This window comes from Anaerocolumna chitinilytica (assembly GCF_014218355.1).
In the GTDB taxonomy this organism is placed as follows: domain Bacteria; phylum Bacillota; class Clostridia; order Lachnospirales; family Lachnospiraceae; genus Anaerocolumna; species Anaerocolumna chitinilytica.
On the sequence record NZ_AP023368.1, the window covers coordinates 4,635,022 to 4,655,017 of the forward strand.

18 protein-coding genes are annotated in these 19,996 nt (G+C 38.2%); 1 reads left to right on the forward strand and 17 read right to left on the reverse strand.

Annotated elements, in window-relative coordinates; all coding sequences use genetic code 11:
* Window positions 1-52: 52 nt before the first annotated feature.
* The gene (locus bsdcttw_RS20190) at window positions 53-1,057 is read right to left on the reverse strand and encodes a LacI family DNA-binding transcriptional regulator (RefSeq protein ID WP_185256598.1); all 1,005 of its coding nucleotides are present in this window, start codon (window positions 1,055-1,057) and stop codon (window positions 53-55) included.
* Window positions 1,058-1,322: 265 nt separating this feature from the next.
* Between bsdcttw_RS20190 and bsdcttw_RS24935 the strand changes: the two genes are divergently transcribed.
* Window positions 1,323-1,682: a hypothetical protein gene (locus bsdcttw_RS24935; protein WP_207726439.1), complete on the forward strand. Its 360-nt coding sequence runs from the start codon at window positions 1,323-1,325 to the stop codon at window positions 1,680-1,682.
* A 163-nt stretch (window positions 1,683-1,845) separates the two neighbouring features.
* Here bsdcttw_RS24935 and bsdcttw_RS20200 read toward each other — a convergent pair whose 3' ends face one another.
* The 16 genes from bsdcttw_RS20200 to bsdcttw_RS20275 form a co-directional block, all read right to left on the reverse strand.
* Complete coding sequence (locus bsdcttw_RS20200) at window positions 1,846-2,652, reverse strand: Nif3-like dinuclear metal center hexameric protein (RefSeq protein ID WP_185256600.1); 807 nt, start codon at window positions 2,650-2,652, stop codon at window positions 1,846-1,848.
* A gap of 147 nt (window positions 2,653-2,799) precedes the next feature.
* Window positions 2,800-4,410: a DUF3502 domain-containing protein gene (locus bsdcttw_RS20205; protein WP_185256601.1), complete on the reverse strand. Its 1,611-nt coding sequence runs from the start codon at window positions 4,408-4,410 to the stop codon at window positions 2,800-2,802.
* A gap of 103 nt (window positions 4,411-4,513) precedes the next feature.
* Window positions 4,514-5,404, reverse strand: a complete 891-nt coding sequence (locus tag bsdcttw_RS20210; protein ID WP_197979807.1) for a carbohydrate ABC transporter permease — start codon at window positions 5,402-5,404, stop codon at window positions 4,514-4,516.
* 15 nt (window positions 5,405-5,419) lie between these two features.
* Window positions 5,420-6,922 carry an ABC transporter permease gene (locus bsdcttw_RS25115; RefSeq protein ID WP_225903718.1) on the reverse strand — a complete coding sequence of 501 codons (1,503 nt, stop codon included), beginning with the start codon at window positions 6,920-6,922 and terminating at the stop codon, window positions 5,420-5,422.
* A 388-nt stretch (window positions 6,923-7,310) separates the two neighbouring features.
* Window positions 7,311-8,261, reverse strand: coding sequence for an aldo/keto reductase (locus tag bsdcttw_RS20220; RefSeq protein ID WP_185256603.1), 951 nt, complete (start codon window positions 8,259-8,261; stop codon window positions 7,311-7,313).
* A gap of 137 nt (window positions 8,262-8,398) precedes the next feature.
* On the reverse strand, window positions 8,399-9,661 hold the full coding sequence (locus tag bsdcttw_RS20225; protein WP_185256604.1) for an ROK family transcriptional regulator: 1,263 nt from the start codon (window positions 9,659-9,661) through the stop codon (window positions 8,399-8,401).
* A 100-nt stretch (window positions 9,662-9,761) separates the two neighbouring features.
* Window positions 9,762-10,259 carry a hypothetical protein gene (locus bsdcttw_RS20230; protein WP_185256605.1) on the reverse strand — a complete coding sequence of 166 codons (498 nt, stop codon included), beginning with the start codon at window positions 10,257-10,259 and terminating at the stop codon, window positions 9,762-9,764.
* 109 nt (window positions 10,260-10,368) lie between these two features.
* Window positions 10,369-11,757 carry an L-fucose/L-arabinose isomerase family protein gene (locus tag bsdcttw_RS20235; protein ID WP_185256606.1) on the reverse strand — a complete coding sequence of 463 codons (1,389 nt, stop codon included), beginning with the start codon at window positions 11,755-11,757 and terminating at the stop codon, window positions 10,369-10,371.
* Complete coding sequence (locus tag bsdcttw_RS20240) at window positions 11,750-12,709, reverse strand: carbohydrate kinase family protein (RefSeq protein WP_185256607.1); 960 nt, start codon at window positions 12,707-12,709, stop codon at window positions 11,750-11,752. The genes bsdcttw_RS20235 and bsdcttw_RS20240 overlap by 8 nt, the downstream gene beginning before the upstream one ends.
* Before the next feature lie 18 nt (window positions 12,710-12,727).
* The gene (locus tag bsdcttw_RS20245) at window positions 12,728-13,582 is read right to left on the reverse strand and encodes a class II fructose-bisphosphate aldolase (protein ID WP_185256608.1); all 855 of its coding nucleotides are present in this window, start codon (window positions 13,580-13,582) and stop codon (window positions 12,728-12,730) included.
* Between the two features lie 134 nt (window positions 13,583-13,716).
* A complete protein-coding gene (locus bsdcttw_RS20250) occupies window positions 13,717-14,880 on the reverse strand; it encodes an MFS transporter (protein ID WP_185256609.1) in 1,164 nt (387 codons plus the stop codon).
* A 214-nt stretch (window positions 14,881-15,094) separates the two neighbouring features.
* Entirely contained in the window at window positions 15,095-15,805 is a 711-nt protein-coding gene (locus bsdcttw_RS20255) for an HAD family hydrolase (protein ID WP_225903878.1), read from the reverse strand.
* Window positions 15,783-17,243 carry a CehA/McbA family metallohydrolase gene (locus bsdcttw_RS20260; RefSeq protein ID WP_185256611.1) on the reverse strand — a complete coding sequence of 487 codons (1,461 nt, stop codon included), beginning with the start codon at window positions 17,241-17,243 and terminating at the stop codon, window positions 15,783-15,785. Before bsdcttw_RS20260 ends, bsdcttw_RS20255 begins: the two co-directional genes overlap by 23 nt.
* A gap of 225 nt (window positions 17,244-17,468) precedes the next feature.
* Window positions 17,469-18,266 (reverse strand): DeoR/GlpR family DNA-binding transcription regulator, encoded by a 798-nt coding sequence (locus bsdcttw_RS20265; RefSeq protein WP_185256612.1) that lies wholly within the window; start codon window positions 18,264-18,266, stop codon window positions 17,469-17,471.
* Between the two features lie 68 nt (window positions 18,267-18,334).
* On the reverse strand, window positions 18,335-18,994 hold the full coding sequence (locus bsdcttw_RS20270) for a GDSL-type esterase/lipase family protein (RefSeq protein WP_185256613.1): 660 nt from the start codon (window positions 18,992-18,994) through the stop codon (window positions 18,335-18,337).
* 18 nt (window positions 18,995-19,012) lie between these two features.
* Complete coding sequence (locus bsdcttw_RS20275) at window positions 19,013-19,930, reverse strand: AEC family transporter (protein ID WP_185256614.1); 918 nt, start codon at window positions 19,928-19,930, stop codon at window positions 19,013-19,015.
* Window positions 19,931-19,996 lie beyond the last annotated feature (66 nt).

Genomic DNA, 19,996 nt, shown 5'->3' on the forward strand with positions numbered 1-19,996 from the left:
CGCAGGAAACTTATCCGCCAGAACCGCAGTAACTTAATCGAACCTATTTGTTTCAGAGTACCTTTGCCTTCGCTGAATCTCTATAAATAATCTCACCGGCTAAATGTTCTGAAACTCCTGGCATATCATTATTCATCATGTCCATTAATATCTCTACCGCACGTATACCCTGTCTTGCAATAGGATTTCTCACGGTAGTAAGGGTAGGTGTAAAGTATCTTGCTACTTCAATATCATCAAATCCAACCACACTGATATCCTCAGGCACCCTGTAGCCTAACCTGCTGAATGCCTTAATACAACCGATCGCGCTATAATCGTTGGCGGCAACAATCGCATCCGGAATCTGAGAATTACCCAGGCGGAATCGAGAGATAACATCATTGTAAGCATAGCTTTCTTCAAACATTCCCTTGAAAAAATACTCCTCTTTTATTTCAACACCAATTTCTTTCAGAGCTGTTGTATAACCTCTTTTTCGTTCCAGATTATCATATGTATTTTCTTCTCCTTCGATAAAGTAGATACGCTTATGCCCCAGATGAATCAGGTATTTTGTCAGGTCATAACCTGATTTATAGGAATCAAATAAAACACTTGAAACATCCGCTCCGTTAAGATCTCTGTCTAAAAATACTGTCTTTATCTGATTCTGCACGATTAATTCAACTTCATGTTCTCCCACACGTTCATTATCAAACACGATAATTCCATCAAAATTCTTGCTTAAAACATTGCTTAAGAGAGCACGCTTGTCTTTATTAATAACAATATTAAGTCCGAAACCTCTTCGTCTTAATTCCTTAAATACGGAATCCACCAGAATATAGAAATAATGTCCGCTCACACTGGAGGAAAAAACCCCTACAGTCATGCTCTTTCTGGCCTTTAGCATTTTTCCGTTCATATTTGGTACATATTTGATGTTCTCTGCTATTTGAATGATTCTGTTTTTTGTATCTTCGCTTACAAGAGGCGAGTTATTCAAAGCATTAGACACTGTGGAAATAGACACTCCTGCTTCTTTCGCTACATCTTTTATAGTTGCTTTTTTCACTTTTTACACCCACTCTTTTCATAAAACGTTTTTAGTATTATAACATATGTACAATTACGCTACAAGTATTTTGTGTAAAAAACATATATTTAACAATCAAATTTTTGTAATTGTTTATTTCTACCATATTTTTTATGAATATTATTACATTATTACTTTCTGCAATAAGTAAAAATGTTTGTAATACGAGAAAATCCCATGTATAATTATCGTATAAGTCGGTCAATATTGCATATTCTCTTTTATTTTCAGATAAACATAGGTTTTGGCCAATTTTATAGTATTTAAAATATATAGTGTTTTATATATTGTTACAAACGTTTTTATATATAATGTAACATATTCTAAGAATAAGCGAGGTATTTTAAAGAGAAAACCCTTTTTTCACTATAACTTTACGCATGCATTGCCCGATGAGGAAGAAGTTGCCTTTCATTCTGCCAAACTTAGGTATGCAAAATATGGTGTTCCCAAAGCCGATTATTTAAAGTCCTGGACTCCTTATACCAAGGATACCCCTCTTTCTATGTGTTTTCATAGTGACTCTTTTGTAATGGAAAGTCTTGAAGAAGATGATGAGATACAAGAATTGATGAAAGCTTTGATAAAAAATATGAGAGTATAATCAATTTATAAAGGGCTTAGCAGCCGGTGGTTATCTAGATGTAAGACATACTATAGATTTTAATATATACAGCATCCAAGAATTTTCCGGGATGCTGTATATTTTATATTAAACATATTTTATTTATCATGGATTCTTTTAATTTGGATAGTCTATATAACAGTTATTCATAATGATAAGGGTCTCCTGATGCAATAAATGTCACCGGTATCCTTTCTTCAAGCAGCTTTGAAAGCCATACAGGATAGTATTTCATTCCCGGTTCCTCACTATTAAAATGCCCAAGATGAATGGCTGCTTTATTCTTTCCTAAAAATGCAGCATCTCGAATATAAGATGCCACTGTCCAGTCTAATAACTCTCCTGCAATTAACACATCTGCCTTATGTTTAATAAAAAGGGAGGTAAGGGTTTCATCAAAAGTCACATGTCCTCCGCCGATAAAAAGTACTCTGGAAACAACTGCATTCACATCTCCAATAACCCTTGTTGTCTGAATACCAAGCTTCTCCTTTAAATGCCCGCATAACTCCTTCACCGTTACAGTGGGAATCTCATATACCAACGGAGCTTTCCAATCTTCAAAATATTCCACACAATAATCTTCCCAGCCAAGGTCCTGCATAACACCACTGAAAATCAAATCCGGATCATTTTCATGTATGTGGTCATGATCTCTCCATATTGTAATCCCATTCTCCTTTAAAAGTCTGCATTTTTCCTCATATACTGAATCACCTTCCAGATAACCGGTTTTATCTTCATGGGTATAAAAAGTAGGTTCATGCGTTATGATAAAATTATAACCTAATTCTGCTGCTTTTCTGATAACCTCTACCGTAGCACAGCAGGTCGTTACAATACCCGTTACCTCACTGTCAGCATTGCCGAACTTAATGGTATCAACCGTATCCAAACCAACCGTCGGGTAATTAGCTTCTATTGCTGCAATCACTTCACCAATTGTCATAGCCCTTCTCCTTTTTTTATGAATGTAACTTTTAACTAAAGTATGCTGTTTTTCTAAGGCTTCAACTAATACAAGTAAAACTGCCGGACAAGAGTTATCTCCTGCCCGGCAGTTTTTAAGTTATTATATAAGTTACAACTTTATATCCTATTTATATCCGTGCTCTTCGCAGTAAGCAGCCCACTGTGTCTTAAACTGCTCCTGGCATGTTTCAATACCAGCATCTTTAACTTTCGTTCTGAATTCAGCAACCGCTTTATCAACATCAGCTACAAGACCAGCCTGCAGAGGTGCTAAATACTGTCTCATAACATCAGATACGGCACTTCTTTCAACTTCATACTGGCTGTAATCTTCAGCAAAACCACCAAAAACATTTACATTAGGGAATTTTGTTTTAGCTGCAATTTCACTGTATTTGGAGAACATCTGATTTAAGATTGTATCACTTTCCTGAGGAAGTTTGAAATCACCGTTTCTTAAATCCCAAGTATTCATGTTTTCATACTTGTAATTTTCAGAAAGATTCTTATAGTTACCATTAGCATCTACATCATAGTGAGTTCCCTTGATACCATATTCAACAAGATCGTTTAATTCTTTATCATACAGGAATAAATCAAGTACCATTAATGCTCTGTCCTGATTCTTAGAGCTTGCTAAAACTGCTGTTGCATTCTGTGTAGCATGTGCAGGGAAGATAACGCCTGTTGTTTCACCGTATGCTACATATTCGGATTTCCAATCAGGATGTTTCTCTGCAAAGTTTGTAATAGCTGCAATGTTCTTGTTAGGATTCTGTCCTGCAACAACTGCTGCACAGATACCATTGTTATATGCTTCAGAATCATTTGTATCAGATAAGGCACTTCTTGACCAGAAGCCTTCATCAGCAAATTTCTTCAGAAGTTTCATGTCTGTTACAAAATCATCGGAATTCCAGTAATCATATACGTCAGAAGGAGTATCATAGTTAGCTGCAAGACCATAAGGTAAACCATTAGGAGTTACCCAAGGATACTTGAAGTTAAGAATATTAGCAGCATCAAAAGCAACCTGTAAGCCTGAGCTTTCACCTGTTGTTACAGATAATAAACCTTGTTTCGGATCATTCTGCTTAATTCCAAGAAGATAAGCTTCTAAGTTCTCTACGGAGTTAGGAACAGGAAGATTGTACTTTGTTCTTAAATCATCTCTGTAGGAAACACCACTTACTGTATATTCAGGCCATGTATTAGGAATAGCATAAAGCTTTCCGCCAACCTTACACTGGTCTAATAAGCTGGGATCCATAGATTTTGCAATATTAGGAGCATCGGTTGCAATCATGTCTGTAAGATCTGCGAAAGCACCTGAATTAGCTAATGTTGCATAGTTAACCCAGTTTGCAGTATAGATAAGATCTGCAGATCCGGATGTAAGCTCTAAGTTATATTTCTGGCTCCAGTCAGTCCATGTGGAAAACTGGAAATCAACAGTAGCATTTGCTTTCTCTAATAAAACCTTGTTAATTGCATCTTCTACAACTTGTTCATCCTTGGGAGCATCACCCATTACATAAAATACTAAATCTGCTTTTTTGGAAATGTCCGGGGTAGCTGCTGCTGTCTCGGTGGGTGTTGCTTCAGTGCTCTCTGTGGGAGTCGCTGTGTTTCCTGTGTTATTTCCTGAAGTGTTTTCTTTCTTACCGCAAGCGGCCATAGAAACCACTAAAGAAGCTACAAGAAGTAAACTGCAAAGCTTTTTAATTTTTCTCATATACATCCTCCTAAATAAATTGTTTTTATATTAAACCGTCCTGGTGTACTTAAATATCATGAATTATCTTTAACTGATAGCCAGTACACCAAGCGTATTAATATCAGCCCTTTACAGCTCCTACTGTAATACCGGAGACAAAATACTTCTGTACAAAGGGATAGAATAACAATACCGGGCCAGTAGCAACAACCGCCATCGCAAGCTTAATGGATTCGGAAGGCAGATCTGCTGTGGATACGCTGGTATTCTGAGCCATTTGTTTTAATGCCTGAGTCGTGTTAAGCAAATCATACAGATAAAACTGTAATTCCCAGGTCTTACTGCTGGTACTAAACATAGAGGAACGGTACCAGTCGTTCCAATAACCGATTGCAAGGAATAACCCGATTGTTGCTAATCCGGGTCCAAGTACCGGCATTACTATCTTAAGAAAAATAGTTACATGTCCTGCACCGTCAATTTTTGCTGATTCTGCAATAGCATCCGGTACAGATTCTTTAATGAAGGTTCTCATTAAAATTACCAGGAATGGGCTCATTAAAGCCGGGAACCAAATAGCAAAGGTGGAACCCTTTAAACCAAGTACACTGGTGTACATTAAATACCAGGGAATCATACCGCCGCCAAATATACTTGTAAAATAAATCATAAATGATATGTTATTGCGATACTTAAACTCAGGTCTTGAGATAACATAAGCAGTCATAGTAATAATGAAGAGACCGATGCCTGTACCAACAATGGTATAGTAGAAGTTCATCTTATAAGCCTGCAGAATATCCTGAGGAGCTTTAAATATCGTCTTGTAAGCTGAAATAGTAAAGTTTCTTGGTAATATCCCATAACCTTCGGTCAAAATAGTATAGTTATCCGTAAAGGAACCGGAAACGATAATAATAAACGGGAACACACATACCACAGCCATAATAGCCAGTAAAACATATATAACTACTTTAAAAACAATTGTTGAGCTTGATTGCTTTATCTTCATTCCATTCACTCTCCTTTAGAATAATGCATAATCCGAATTCTTTTTCTTTACGACATAGTTTGTTACTAATATTAAGATGAATCCGAATAAGGACTGATAAAGACCTGCTGCTGTACCAATACCGATGCTTAACGGTTGAGTCGTAGTGATACGGTATACATAGGTATCAAAAATATCCGTCGCATTGTATAATACACCATTTGTTCCAACCATCTGATAGAACAATTCGAACTGTCCTTTCATAATGCTTCCTAATGAGAATAAGAACAGGATGATAAAAGTAGGTTTAATTAGCGGTAATGTGATATAACGTATCTGCTGTATGATGTTCGCACCATCTACTTTTGCCGCATCATAATATTCATCGCTGATGCCCATTATAGTTGCAAGATAAACAACCATACCGTAGCCGATATTTTTCCAGATATAAAAGATTGTAATCAGGAATGGCCAATAGTGAGGTGTGTTATAGAAGTCTATTTTTTGACCTCCCATCGCAACCACCATAGTGTTTACAACACCGGAGTCATATTCAAATAAGTTATAAACCAAAACCTTAAGAATAACGAATGATACGAAGTAAGGCATAAACATCAAAGTCTGGGAGGTCTTTTTAAACCATCTGACACCAACCTGGCTAACAAAGATTGCAAATACAATCTGTAAAATGTTACCTAAGGAAATAAATACAAAGTTATAAAGTATTGTGTTTTTCGTTAGTTTAAATAAATCCGCTTTTAACAGATATTCGAAATTCTTCATTCCTACAAAAGGGCTTGCCCATAATCCGTCACGGAAATTAAAGGAGGTAAATGCATAATACACACCCACCATAGGAAGGTAATTGTTTATTAAAAGATAAACTGCGGCAGGAATTAACATAGCAAAAAGAACCCAATTTTTTCTTAATTCATGAAATAAACCATGCTCCCTGTAAATCTCTCTCTCCCTTTTCTCAATTGTCATTACTGAGATATAGGCCAGTATAGAAATTAATAATATTACATAAACAATGGGAGAAACAAAAATTGCATCTGCACCGATTTTCTTATTGGCAAAGGGCATAAATATAATCGCTGCAACTGAAAGTATCACATTAAATACCATTGCTGATTTCACTGTGAAATATAAATGCAGATTGCCTTTTGATTCCTTCTTTTTTACAAATACTCTAACAAGAAGTACAATATTAAAGTAAATGGATGCTATAAAAAGCAGCACCAGAATCATGGTAAAAAGTCCTATGTTACCTTGTTTTGTAAGTTTTACAAATGTCAAGATATCATACAAATTATAACTGGACATTAATTTACTGATTACATCTTCTTTAAGTCCCATACTCTTAAAGAGCGAATTTGGATTGTTAATATAAATCCATTGCACAAAAGGAATTGATAAAAGCAATGTAATCACTGATGCCACTATACCGGCTAGTAGTCCAAGCTTTTTACCAAGGTATTCTTTTTCAAATATCGCCGTCAGACCAGGTTCCGGTTTTTGATTTTCTTTACTTTTCATGTGATATTCCCGCCTTTAACTAATATTCATATTTGCTTCATTTACTGGAACGCCGGTTAACAAATGCAGTCTAACATATGTAATAAATGCGCCAAGTAAATGAATTGACAAGTTATTAAAATGTACTAAAAATTTTGTAAAAGCAATGATGTCGTATACAACAAAGTCATTATATTAGTAAAATCACTAAAAAAATATGGGCAAATTCGTACTTTGAGTTGAAAAAATACCAATTTGTGATTCGCAAATTTATATTTCAAGTATCAATATTTGATTTTTTCACATAAAAAAGCAGAGAGAGGAAGCATATGTTTTCTATAATTACAACATATAATCCTATCTCTGCTTATGTTATAGCCTTTATTTTGTATATTATGTTATATATCCATTAACCAAGCTGCAGCCGATTCAATTCGCTGTCTAACAATTTCATCTCTTCTTCTAATAAGCACCAGTCAAAAGCAGCACAGTTTTCTTTTGCTTCTTTTTCATTTCTTACCCCAATTAATGCGGTACCAACAAAACTCTTTTGTGTGCTCCAGTTAATTGCAACCTGTGCTACCGGTTTTCCATGAGCATTCGCAATTTTGTCCATTGTTTTTAAGAGTTCCATAATGATAGAGAATTTCGGTTCTTTATAAAAATCATAGAAGGTCATTCTTAAATCACCTTTTTCATATTTTGGAAGCTCTCTAATAGCTCCTGACAGAATACCGGCACCTAAGGAGCCATAGGTTAAAGAATCAATATTTCTTTCTTCTCCCCATTTTAAGAGCTCTGTAAATTTCTGATTTACCATGGAGAAAGGAGGCTGCTGCACATCAATTTGCAGATACTTTTCAGCTTCCAGAATTTGTTCTTCTGAAAAATTGGACACTCCTGCAAATCGAATCTTTCCCTGCTGCTTTAATGTATGTAAAGCCGCCATTGTTTCATCTATTGGAGTATCAAGATCGGGCCAGTGCACAAAATAAAAGTCCACATAATCCAGCTTAAGGTTTAATAAGGAACTTTCTATCTCTCTCATAACATTCTTATAGCTGGCATTACGGGTATAACCACCCTTATAGATATCTGGTACCAAACCAAATTTCGTTGACACCAATATCTTGTCTCTGGGAACTTCTCTGATAGCCTCTCCTACAATCATCTCGGAAGCACCATTGCCATAGCAGGGTGCCGTATCTACCAGATTTACCCCGTTATCAATCATGGCACGGATTCCTTTGATAGCTTCCTGCCTGTCTACCTGTCCATAATTCTCAACACCGATAGCCCAAGTTCCCACAGCAAGTGAGGAAACTGAAACATCTGCATTTTTAAAATGTTTATATCTCATATATTCGCTCCATTCTGCCATCATAACGCAATCTGCTGCTGATGGTTAAATCACATAGTAATGAGTTTGTGTATAAATTATGCTATTAATTTGCACAAAACCCCATATCTTTTTCAGCTTATATATGAATTATGCTATTACAATTCATATATCTCCGTTTCATTAAAGTACTGGTCTGCTAAAATCAGTGCCCCGCCTGTAAAACAGCCCTGACTCAGGCCAATATCAGAGTAAACAAGGTTGAACTCCTTTTCTATCTTAAAAAATGGAAGTGAGTGTATCTCACTTTGAAGCTTGTTTAAGAAGTAATCTCCTGCCTGAGTATAGATTCCCTGAAGCACGATTACTCTGGGATTATGAATTAATATCATATTTCGGATAAGTAAAACAAAATAAGATATTATCTTGTCCATTATCCTGCAGGCAAAGGCATCTCCTTCGTTGGAAGCTTTAAATATACTTAAATATTGAAGCTTCCCCTCCTCTTTCAGCAGAGGCGAATTCGGATAGTCCTTTTTTGTGTCCTTTGCATACCTTTGTATCGCTTTTGGGGATACCAAAGTCTCAAAGCAGCCGGAATTCCCACAGGCACATTTCTCGGTTTCCTCTGCTGATGCTACTGTAATATGCCCGAATTCTCCTACAAATCCATTAGCTCCCTGTATTAACTTCCCATGGTCCAGTACGCACCCTCCGGTGTAGGAACCGGAGATTAATACTGTTACGCTCTCATCTGCGTATTCCGGATGCTTAAGGAGTTCTGCATATCCGGAAAGCCTGCTTCCATTATTTATATGGAGATTCTCAAAACCCGGCATAAGTTCCTTTAATTTATCTATGATTTTTAAGTTTCTTCCCCAAGTCGTATTATGAATGGGAAAAAGAAGTACTCCATTATCAGCATCCACAATTCCGTCAAATCCTACAATTACACCATAGATATCTTCTTTTAAGAGGTCACTTAAAGCTAGCAGTTCCTCTGCAGAATGTGCAATATCCTCCATGCAGGTATCATAATTAGCCTGTTCTCTGTATTTTACGGATAGTTTATTCACCAGATCACATTTTAGATTATATAAAACACAGTCGATATATCCGATTCCAGAATGTATAGCAATAATATATTTATGTGTATCGTTCAGGGCATAAAGCTCCGGCTTCTTTCCGCCTTCCTCTGTAGAACTCCCTTTACCCATGGATTTCACAAGCTTATATTTCTGCAGTGCCGCCAGAATCTTTGTTACGGAGGTTACACTTAGACTAATACGCTCTGAAATCTCACTGGCAGTCATGGTATCACAGGTTCTCAAAAGAGACAACACAAGCTTCTGATTATAATATTTTATATTTTTAGGTTTTCTGCTTAAAGGAGAAGAAGATTTTCTATTATCAATACTCATTGAATTCACACCATACCTATTTGTTTTTTCTCATTATCCTTGATTTTAAATGAAGTGTCAATAATAACAAATGCTTCTTCGGCTTTTGCAAGGTACTGTCTTATATAATTATTTCTGCCCTGTCATCTCCCTCTACCACCAATGAGATACAATCGTTTCTAAAAGTTCTGCCGGGAAGCAGACAAAGTATATGCCCTTCACCTTCTTCCATAAGGTACTGAGTTCCATGGACAATAAGAGGATTCAGCTTTACGAAAGTTCCCTTCGGGATAAGGAAGGCTTCCAGATTATTCGTTGATAGCGTTTTTTCTGGCAGTCCTACAAATATGATGACATCTTTATCAATCGGCAATAGGCCTTCACAGGTATATTGATGCGCTTCCAGGAAGGATATGATATTCCTTTCCTGTTTTTTTACATGACAGACGGATACTGTGGGCAGTGTAGTCCCTCCAAAATCCAGAGTTATCAGGTCTGCAAAAAAGTTGGCTGGGAATACAGCTCCCTCTCTCATGGATTCTTCGTCCAGTAAATTCTGATATACACCGTATTTACGAAATTCTTTTGTTGATAATTCTTTTACTTTTATAGTACGCATGGGATAAATCTCCTCTTTTGGGATTATGCAATTAATAATCTTACCTTGCTGTATGTAATTACTGCAGTGTTCTTAACAGGTTTATTCCTTTTAAGCTGATTATCTAATTCTACAAACTATGAATACCTTCTTTGTGAGCATCGTCAAACTCGATTCCAAGATAGCGGGCGGCTTCTCTTAATATAGGAAGATATTTTCCGTATACTCCGCCTACATGATGAATGTAAGGACCAAACATAAGCTTCTCTTCCCAACGCTTCCAGTTATCTACCTCCATCCATACATAGGTCCCGCTGGTCTTTGGACCTGTTGTTGTCTTCGCCTCACCGGCGAATAAGGAATACTTGCCGTCAAGCTCATCAAATCGGCAGATTGTAAGGTCACCCTGCTTTAACTCAAACTGTTCCTGTGCATTAACCAAAGCAGCCGAGCTGTTCTTTGCTTTTAATGAATACGGAAATGGTCCGCAATGCCATAAGAGCTCTCCATTTTCATTTTCTGGATGACGTATTGTAAGGTCCGCTAAGAATTCAGCATTCTCATAAAGGTCACAGGCTCTTAATATCGCCATAGTGATAGCACCATTTACATCGGTTTCACAAGCTAAGGGCATACCTTCGTCCGCCAGTTCACCTAAGGCTACACAGGGACAGATTCCGATTAATCCGGGAAAAGCAGACCAGCATTCAAAGGCACCTACACTGCAGCGATTTTCTTCCATGTGCTTTTTTACTGCTAATTTTACTCCGGCTGCCTTTTCTATTTCATCTGTCTTCATGGTGCTGCAATCCATTCGTCCGGTCAATTCCTCATAATAGGTTACAAAATCTTCCGTCTGTTCTTTGATTAATTTCGTCGCAGTCTCTGCAATCCTAAAGGGTGAAATCGGCACTACCGTTATTCCAAAATGTTTCATCAGATTGGCATCGTTTGTCATGACGCTCATAAAAGGCCCCGGACGTTCTCCAATCTTGGCAACCCTTAAGCCCTTCAGGGCTTTGATAACCGCTGCAACCCGGATGAAGTTCTCATATCCTTTTTCAAATTCCGGGCTTTCGGTCTCACAGTTATAGATATAACTGTATTTTACACCATAACGGCTAAGCACCTTGGTAGCGGCAAACATGCCGCACTGGGTATCCCTTCCTCTTGACTCTAACGTATTCGGTCTTTCATCTCTGGCACCCCAGATCAGCACAGGTATGTCAAATGCTCTTGCTATTTCAGCAACCACCTGCTCTTCTCCGAAATCACAGAAGGGAATGAACAAGGCGTCTATACTATTAGCCTTTAATTTGTCAATAACAGCAGGCACCTTATCCAGTTCCCACATGATTCCATTCTCAGATAAGTCATCCACGTCTATGATTTTTACAGCCTCCGGTTTCACTCCCCGTATTACTTTCATGAATTTATCCTTTTGCCTTCGTGCTTCCTCCATGCTTAGGAAACCTCTTTTAACCGGAACCACTCCCAATACAACCGTTTGTTTATACATGCTCAATCCCCCTTTGATAGAATTCAACTCTTGTATCTATTTCCGTATAATCAATTATACCTGTCTCCATAAAGCTTCTTACCGTAACCTTATCCGGTATTCCGGCTCTTCCACCGATCCGTGTACATTTGATTGCTGATACAGCTGCGGCGAATCTAGCGGCTTCCTTTGCATTGAGATTTTCTAAAAGCCCTGCGGCAAATGCCCCATGAAAAACATCTCCTGCCCCTACTGTATCAACTGTCTCTACCTGATAGGCCGGTATTTCAAAGTATCCTTCTTCTGAAACACCTACAAGTCCCTTTTCTCCAAAGGTAAAGATTACAGTCTCGGGACCTTTCTCCCTTAATGCTCGGCAGTTCCTTTCATAATCGGAGTCTGAAAATAAACTGTTGTATATGAATTCAGAGCCAATAAGTATATCAATTAATCCTATATGTTCTATTAAGTTATTCAGTCCGGAGTCTGCATCTATTAAGATCTTTGCTCCTGACGCCTTCGCAAATCTAGCAGCTTTTCTTGTAATTTCATCTAATCTGGCTATATAAAAATACTTTATATTCTGTAAGTAATGAAGGGGCAGCTCTTCTTCAGACATAGGCTGCGCACTTCCCGGGTAATAAAGAATATTTCTTCCGCCGGTTTTCTTATCACTGATTACAATATCAAAATGACTGGTTTTTCCCTCTCGTTTTAACAGATACTTCGTATCTACCCCATGGCGGGTAAAATCCGCTTCAATAAAAGCTCCGTAGATATCCGTGCCGGTGTTGCCGATTACCGCGGCCTTCACACCAAGTCTTGCAGCAGCAATTAGTCCCGTTGCTACCTTTCCGCCTCCCTGCCAGCTTACATTTCTTATAGGCTCACCATGGTTTGGCTGAGGGATTTGCTCCACATTGACTGCAAGGTCTACACAAGGACTGTCCATTCCTATCAGATCAAATCTCAAATGGTTCCACCCCCTGCTCTAGAGAGAATAATTGTTAGGATTTAACAATCTTAGTTTACCCACTACAAAGGCCTTAATCTCCTCTGAAGCCATGCTTTGAAGTCTGAAGAAGGAACCCCTGTTTTCTTCAGGATTTACATTGCTGCAGATAGCCTGATAGATTGCCCTGTCATATTCTGTTGCAATATTGAATTTGCTGAAACCAAGATTTACACTTTTTTGAATCTGGTCATTGGGAATATCCGAACATCCATGAAGTACAAGGGGAATAGATAGGCTGCAGCGAATCTCATTCATTCTCTCAAAATCCAGCTTTGGTTCCTTAATATAAACGCCATGAGCATTCCCAACAGCAACCGCCAGGGAATCACAGCCTGTTCTTTCCACAAATTCCACTGCCTGACGGACAGAAGTATAATTACTGGAGTCTACAATATCCTCTAACTTCGAGCCGCTTCCTACATGCCCCAGCTCGGCTTCCACATCAATATCAAAGACCTTGGCCACTCTGATTACATCACTTGTTAAACGAACATTTTCTTCAAAAGGAAGAGAAGAACCATCTAACATAATAGAAGGAAATCCGTCACGGATTCCGGCAACCGCAACTTCAAAGGTATTTGAATGATCCAGGTGAACTGCTACCGGGACAGCGGCTTTTGCCGCCATATCCTTGGCAAAATCAGCAATATATTTGAGATCGATATGGTCTCGAAATCCCGGATACACCTGAATGATAATAGGAAGCTTCTCACTTTCTGCTGCTTCTATAGCCCATTTTACTGACTCATAATGAAATACATTGATTGCCGGAACACCGTATTTGTGCTTCGTTGCATGCTCCAATAATTCTCTTACCCTAATACTTGACATAAACTACCTCTCCTTTTGACTATTATGATTTATTTTAATTTTTGGCTCACAACAACTTAATAAGTCCTATATTCCTTCTTTTGAGTGCTTTCTAATTTTTCTTCGTACCATATACATTAAGTCTCTTTTCTTATTTACACCTCTTGTACTTTTCTCCGTTTACCATCCATACGAAGCAGTAAAAAATTCATTACTGATATCACAGCAATTGCTCCTGCCAGTACATAGAAGGAATGTTTGATGCCAAATTCCTCGGTCATTGCTCCTCCCAGAAGGCTTCCCAGGGTAGAACCAAGACCTGTCTGTACCATTGCTAAGATACTCTGTCCCTGGGAAAGCTTTCCCTCCGCCACATTTTCACTGATAAACATTACACAGCTGTAATAGCAGGTCATATAAGTCACACTTTGCAATAACTGCGACATTAGCATAAGAGGAAGTAAGCCGCTGGCTGCAAAGACAAGCCTTAAAGCGACCATGGCAACGGAAAAAGCCAAAATATTTACAGGACCAAATCTTTTGATAAGTTTATTAATCAATAATAAAATCGGTATCTCACTAAGAGCTGAAATACTGCTTGAGACTCCTAAGATGGAAGCACTAAACCCTAGCTTAATTACATAAACACCGTAATATGTACCGCAGAAGGTAAGACCAAGCTGTAATAAAAAGGCAAATAATAGAACAAATCGAATTTGGTAATTTGTGAATATCTTCTCCTTTACCGGAAGCTTTGTTTTTTCTTTCTTTACAGCCTGTTCATTTGGCAGTAACAGGAGAAAAAAAATCAACAGCAGAAAACCTGCACAGCCAAACAGAAAGATACGCTTTATATCCTGTTTCACCAGATTACCAATTATAAGAACCGTAATAGCATACCCTACAGTTCCTCCTATCCTTATAAATGCAAAATTAACCTTATTCTTTCTGGTAAGATTCGTAACAATGGCATCGCAAAGGGGTATGATTGCAGTACTAAAAGAAGTTAAAAGCACTGTGCATACCAAAAAATACAAAAAGCCAGAGTGTATCCGGTAGCTTAATATGGCAAGACTGCTGCCAAATACGATAAATATCAGAACATTTCTCCTCTTACCAATCTTATCGCTCATGATTCCCCAAAAGGGTTGAATAAAAAGTGCTGCCAGCGGTCCGATAGCAGAAAGCATTCCTATTTGGGTGTTACTAATGCCCTGCTTTGTGTAAAAGGCTCCCATAAAGGGTGAATATAGAGCCATAACCGACCACAGAACTGTATTAACTGCTAGTAATTTAAGAATTTCTTTTCGATTTGACATAAATGCTGTTTCTCCTGGCTGTCTATTATTCTTCCGTACATTATTTTATTATCACAAGTATATAATAATCAATCTTGTTTGTAAACTTACTTTATAAACTAAGTTTTGATATTTTTTTGTGCAATATTACACAGAAAAAACAAAGCGAAAAGACTCCTGCGCTGATTTACGGCCCATGGGTTCCTTCCGCTCTGTATAAACTCCTTCATGGTTCTTATAAATGATATTTTTCTATAATTTCATCAATAACCGTCACCGTCACAGGGGCTAACATTTCCATCCTTGCTCTGTCATTATATTCCGTCAGTAAACCCGCAAAAGCAGCTCCGGCATTTTCAGCAAATTCTAAATCCGTTATACTATCCCCTACTATAAGCAATTCTTCTGTCTTTATCTCAGCCAGGCCACAAAAAGTAAATGCCATCTGAGGAGATGGCTTGGTCTGGGTATCGCCTTCGTTGCAGCCAATATAGTCAAAGTAATCCAACAGTCCGGTACATTTAAGAGAATGAACAGTGGATCTTCTGCTGTCTGACGTTGCTACTCCTAGCAGGTAGCCTTTCTTTTTCAGATAGGACAACAGTCTGTCTACACCCGGCAGGCTGTGAATAATGATATCTTCCGAAAGAGCGACTTCTTCAAATAAGAAAAAGAGCTTCTCTCTTTCCAGGATTCCCCCCTCGGCTTCCTTAATAATATTATACCAACTGTCTATAATTTGGGAAGTAGAAGCGTATTGTATCATACTCTCCTTCTGAAAGCCTTCTGCCAGATAACCGGAAATCTTCTTTAATAAAAGCACCGTTTCTGGCTTAACCTGATATTCCTTTTCCAAAAGGGCAAATAACCTGGATACTACCATGTGCCAGTAATCCCTGAATTCAATCAAGGTTCCGTCCTTATCAAACAAAATTCCTTTTATCATACTGCTCACAAAATTCCTCCATTAGTAATTTATAATCTGTCTTCAGGTTTTGTTGTATACAGCCTCTATAAACAGGATTCACATAACAGATGGCGTGTCCTTCTATATCATAAATTCCAAACCGAAGCCACCAATCCTCCTTCGGATTTATACAGTATATCATTTCAGAACCTTCCTCTAAAGCCTCTTTCTTTACTATCCCGCCATTTAGCAGAAATACTCCATACATAGGCTTTATCACATTATGAACTGTTACCCTGTATTCAATTTCCTCAGTCCCTGTTATCTCATCTCCCGGCAGATATCTGCCTTGGCCGATAGAAATATCTAACTCCACATACCTTGCCGTATAGCAGTTACCTCTTTTCATACCATTTATCAGATTATCAACCGATAATCCTCTGCAGAAAACGTAAGTCGCCGGATCTCCGTAAATAGAGGGCTCTTTGGAATTCTCATAAAGTTCCTCCTTGCGGTTATGACTGTCGCTGCCTCCAATACCATACAAACGCTGTCCCTTATTCCATAAAAAGTCCATAAATGCTACAGCTTTATCATTGGCTGAAGGTGAATCCGGGTAGGTAGGGTCACATATTACTTCGATTGTATTCAATCCTGTCAGGTCACAGTCCTCTTTGCAAAACTCCCAGGGAGTAAGAAACATATGGTTTAAGGATAAGTTCGACTTATCCCGGAAGAAAGCAAGAGCTCCCCTCCAAATATCATCATAACTTACATTCGTTTGCTCTTCCATCAGCCCAGCCTCTGCGGTTAACGCACAAAGCAGCTCGTAGAGCGCCTTATCCGATTTTATCCCGTGGATATTCATATGACCAATGGGAAGCGTCAGTTCCATAGAGGGTATCAGCAGGCAGGTAGAAGGACTTTCTCCAAAAGCTATCCCATTGTGCTCTGTAAAAGCCATAAAATCCATCTTCTGACTCGACAGGATCTCTGCCGCTTCTTCCATATTGTTATGTCCATCGGAAAATATGGTATGTCCATGGAAATCTCCTTTATAATATCGCTCTTCCCTATTATTAAGGGTTTCAAATGACATATTCTCGTTATCTTTTTCCTGTTGACAATAATGGGAAGCATAGTGTTTTGTCACATCCGTTTCCACAGATAATATGACTGAATAGCTCTCTTCTTCAAGACTTTCACCAAAAAGGATAAAAAGACTATACCTTCCTCCCTGCAGTTCATGTTTTAAACCCGTCAAGGTGCATATGTTCCTTGATATGTAGATTTCACGGATAAAGCTTCCTATTCCAGGTGTAACATTTCCGCAAAATATTCCTGCCGGATTAAATAAAGCTATAGTCATAGGCTGCTTTTCCTCTGTTTCTATCTTAACCCAAAGACTATCTTTTGGCTTATCAATTTCAAAGAAAACCGGTGTAACATTCCCGGTAATATGGATTTCTCTAGTCATATGAATAACCATCCCTTTCTAATAATATAATTAAAGCTTGAGTAGTTCCCATTCACTTACAGAGTTATATTGATTTATAATTTATCTAATCATTCTCTTATTATTTTTTTGCATTTATCCCAATAACAAAAAAATAGAATGAAAACAATATAAAAAAGAACATATTTCTTTCTTTTTATTTGTTTTCATTCTATATTATTTTGTTTTAATAATCAATACCAAATTTTATGTCAGATAATAAGTTATATGCTGGTTTTCGAAAAAGAGTCTCCAATTCTCAGTTAACTCTCTTCCGGTGATAAAGGAGTCGATCTCCTTCCAGCCAGCAACCCGGTAAGCTGCTTTTCGGTTAAATTTACTGCTATCTGCCAGAAGAATCCTTTCCTTTGCTTGTCTGAATAGAGGTTTTATTGTTGAATAGGCTTGATAGTCCACATTGCTGCAGCCAAATTCCATATCCAGGGCATCCACAGAAAAAAACAATTTATCATAGGATATTTCCGCAACAGATTGCTCAAAGAAAATACCATAGGTCATACGAATATTAGGTTCTACCTCTCCCCCCAGAAAAAGAAAGCGGTGTCCCTGTTCCTTATAAGCTTCCTGATATTTTCCCATGATAAAGCCCAAAAGACATGCTATGGAATTTGTAACTATTGTAAGTCCCTTTTTTTCTATCAGCTCCGGTAGAAGATAGGTTACAGTAGAACCGGAATCCAGATAGATACAGTCTCCATCCATTATCAGATTGGCAGCCCTTTTACAGATATCCTGCTTTTCTTCTCTTTGCAGAAGCTGACGTTCATGAAACAGATAATGGTCATTAAACGTCTTTTTTTCCTCTCTGGACAGGTTACCATGCCCTCTCACAAAGCCTTCCTGTTCAGCCAGGTAATCAAAGTCGCTTCGAATGGTCTCCATTGTTACGCCAAAATGTCTTGCCATATCTGTTACGGTAACCTCGCCTTCCTTTCTGATAAGCCGGCTGATTTCTCTTCTCCTAATCTCAACCTTATTGTTCATCTCTCCATCAACCTCCGGGAATCTTACTGTTGTCCAGAGTCCATCTTATCACAATTTACACATTATTACTACATATCTTCTTTTACATACTCCATTAGATCATCGAGAACCGCACGGTATCCATTCGCATACATATGTACACCTTCTATGGAATACTCACTTTTAAGATTGTTATCTTTATCATATAAATTTTTGTTTATATCAATATATCTTACCTGATAAAGCTTTGCCATAGCTTCCAGGGCTTCATTCGCCTCAATGACCTTTGCATTCGGTCTTTGTCTGACCCATTCTCTGGCTGCTTCATTACCGAAATCATAATCACAGTTGCAGGGATAATAAGCCATTACATACACTCTCGTTTCAGGAAGCCTTGACTTAATCTGGTCCAGAATATATTCATAGCGGCCAATTAATTCCTCTACTTTATAATCCGGTGAACTAAGATCATTTGTACCAATATTAATAAATATCTTTCTAGGCTCCAGTTCAAAAATTAAGGTATCCAATGCCAATATCATTTCCGAGGAAGTAAAGCCACTGACCCCTCTGTTATAAATCGTTTCCTTTATATCGTAGTCCAGCAGGAATTCATAGATTGGAAATTGTTCCATTAAGGAAGAACCGGTGAATACTACTTTTCCTTTCTTAACATACTTATTCAGTATACTGTAATGCTTTACCTTATCTGCTTTTTCATCGTTTAATTTTGTTTCTGTCAATACCATCTTTCTCTCTCCTATTCTTTATTTCCAACATATTGCAGCTATACTTAAAATTGCCGGCATGGTTACAATGCTAACTATTGTACTTACTGTTACATTCTTTACGGCTTCTGTATATCTTAATCCGTTTAACTGGGCAAAGATAGCAACGTTGGAGCCCACCGGTGCTGCTGCCGCGGTCAGAACCGCCAGCTTAATCGAGAAATATTCCTCCGGAAACAGGCTTAAGACCCCAAAGGTTAACAACGGAATGATAACCAAACGGAGAAAGGTACACAAGAATGCTTCTTTTCCATGAAGCAGTTCTTTTCCCTCCATCTGACCTAAGTAAACCCCAAGGATTATCATTGCCACCGGTGCTGTCATATTTGCCACCATGGTCAGGCTGTCAGACAGAATTGCAGGCACCTGCAAAGGCAGAAAAAAGAATATCAATCCGACTCCAAGAGCTATTACGATTGGATTTTTAAGAAGTTTTTCTTTCGAAATTGCTTCTCTTTTCCCGCTCATAACCGCCACTCCATAGGTCCATTGCAAGATATTTAGCAGTGCTACAAAAGCTGCCAGATAAAAGATACCCTCTTCTCCTACTACCGCCTTCACCAGAGGAATGCCAATGAATCCGGCATTGGAGAAGGCTGCACTAAAATGCTCCACTTTATGCCTATTCCCGAAGGCTATCCTGGAAACCAGTATTGCCACTGCCAGAGCCAGCACCGCCATACATAAAGACAGCAGCAATCCTATCAGCTTCTCTCTGGTAAATTCCGTGAGATAGGACTTGATGATAGATGCCGGAAGAATTATATACAAAAGTAATGTTCCAAGCTCCCGGTTTCCCTGCAGGCTTATTTTATTATTTTTGTACAAAAGAAATCCAACTGCCATAAATAAAAACATAATAATAATCTGCCTGAGTAATATCAAGCCTATTGACATAATACCCTCCTGTTGTAAAACGCAGGGAATAATATCTCCCAAACCTTCTTCTATATAAATACTTAC

Coding starts and splice junctions, on each gene's coding strand:
- bsdcttw_RS20200 (WP_185256600.1), bottom strand. CDS start 2,652: ATGACAATTGGTGAAGTGATTGCAGCAATAGAAGCTAATTACCCGACG.
- bsdcttw_RS20205 (WP_185256601.1), bottom strand. CDS start 4,410: ATGAGAAAAATTAAAAAGCTTTGCAGTTTACTTCTTGTAGCTTCTTTA.
- bsdcttw_RS20210 (WP_197979807.1), bottom strand. CDS start 5,404: ATGAAGATAAAGCAATCAAGCTCAACAATTGTTTTTAAAGTAGTTATA.
- bsdcttw_RS25115 (WP_225903718.1), bottom strand. CDS start 6,922: ATGAAAAGTAAAGAAAATCAAAAACCGGAACCTGGTCTGACGGCGATA.
- bsdcttw_RS20220 (WP_185256603.1), bottom strand. CDS start 8,261: ATGAGATATAAACATTTTAAAAATGCAGATGTTTCAGTTTCCTCACTT.
- bsdcttw_RS20225 (WP_185256604.1), bottom strand. CDS start 9,661: ATGAGTATTGATAATAGAAAATCTTCTTCTCCTTTAAGCAGAAAACCT.
- bsdcttw_RS20230 (WP_185256605.1), bottom strand. CDS start 10,259: ATGCGTACTATAAAAGTAAAAGAATTATCAACAAAAGAATTTCGTAAA.
- bsdcttw_RS20235 (WP_185256606.1), bottom strand. CDS start 11,757: ATGTATAAACAAACGGTTGTATTGGGAGTGGTTCCGGTTAAAAGAGGT.
- bsdcttw_RS20245 (WP_185256608.1), bottom strand. CDS start 13,582: ATGTCAAGTATTAGGGTAAGAGAATTATTGGAGCATGCAACGAAGCAC.
- bsdcttw_RS20250 (WP_185256609.1), bottom strand. CDS start 14,880: ATGTCAAATCGAAAAGAAATTCTTAAATTACTAGCAGTTAATACAGTT.
- bsdcttw_RS20255 (WP_225903878.1), bottom strand. CDS start 15,805: ATGATAAAAGGAATTTTGTTTGATAAGGACGGAACCTTGATTGAATTC.
- bsdcttw_RS20260 (WP_185256611.1), bottom strand. CDS start 17,243: ATGACTAGAGAAATCCATATTACCGGGAATGTTACACCGGTTTTCTTT.
- bsdcttw_RS20265 (WP_185256612.1), bottom strand. CDS start 18,266: ATGAACAATAAGGTTGAGATTAGGAGAAGAGAAATCAGCCGGCTTATC.
- bsdcttw_RS20270 (WP_185256613.1), bottom strand. CDS start 18,994: ATGGTATTGACAGAAACAAAATTAAACGATGAAAAAGCAGATAAGGTA.
- bsdcttw_RS20275 (WP_185256614.1), bottom strand. CDS start 19,930: ATGTCAATAGGCTTGATATTACTCAGGCAGATTATTATTATGTTTTTA.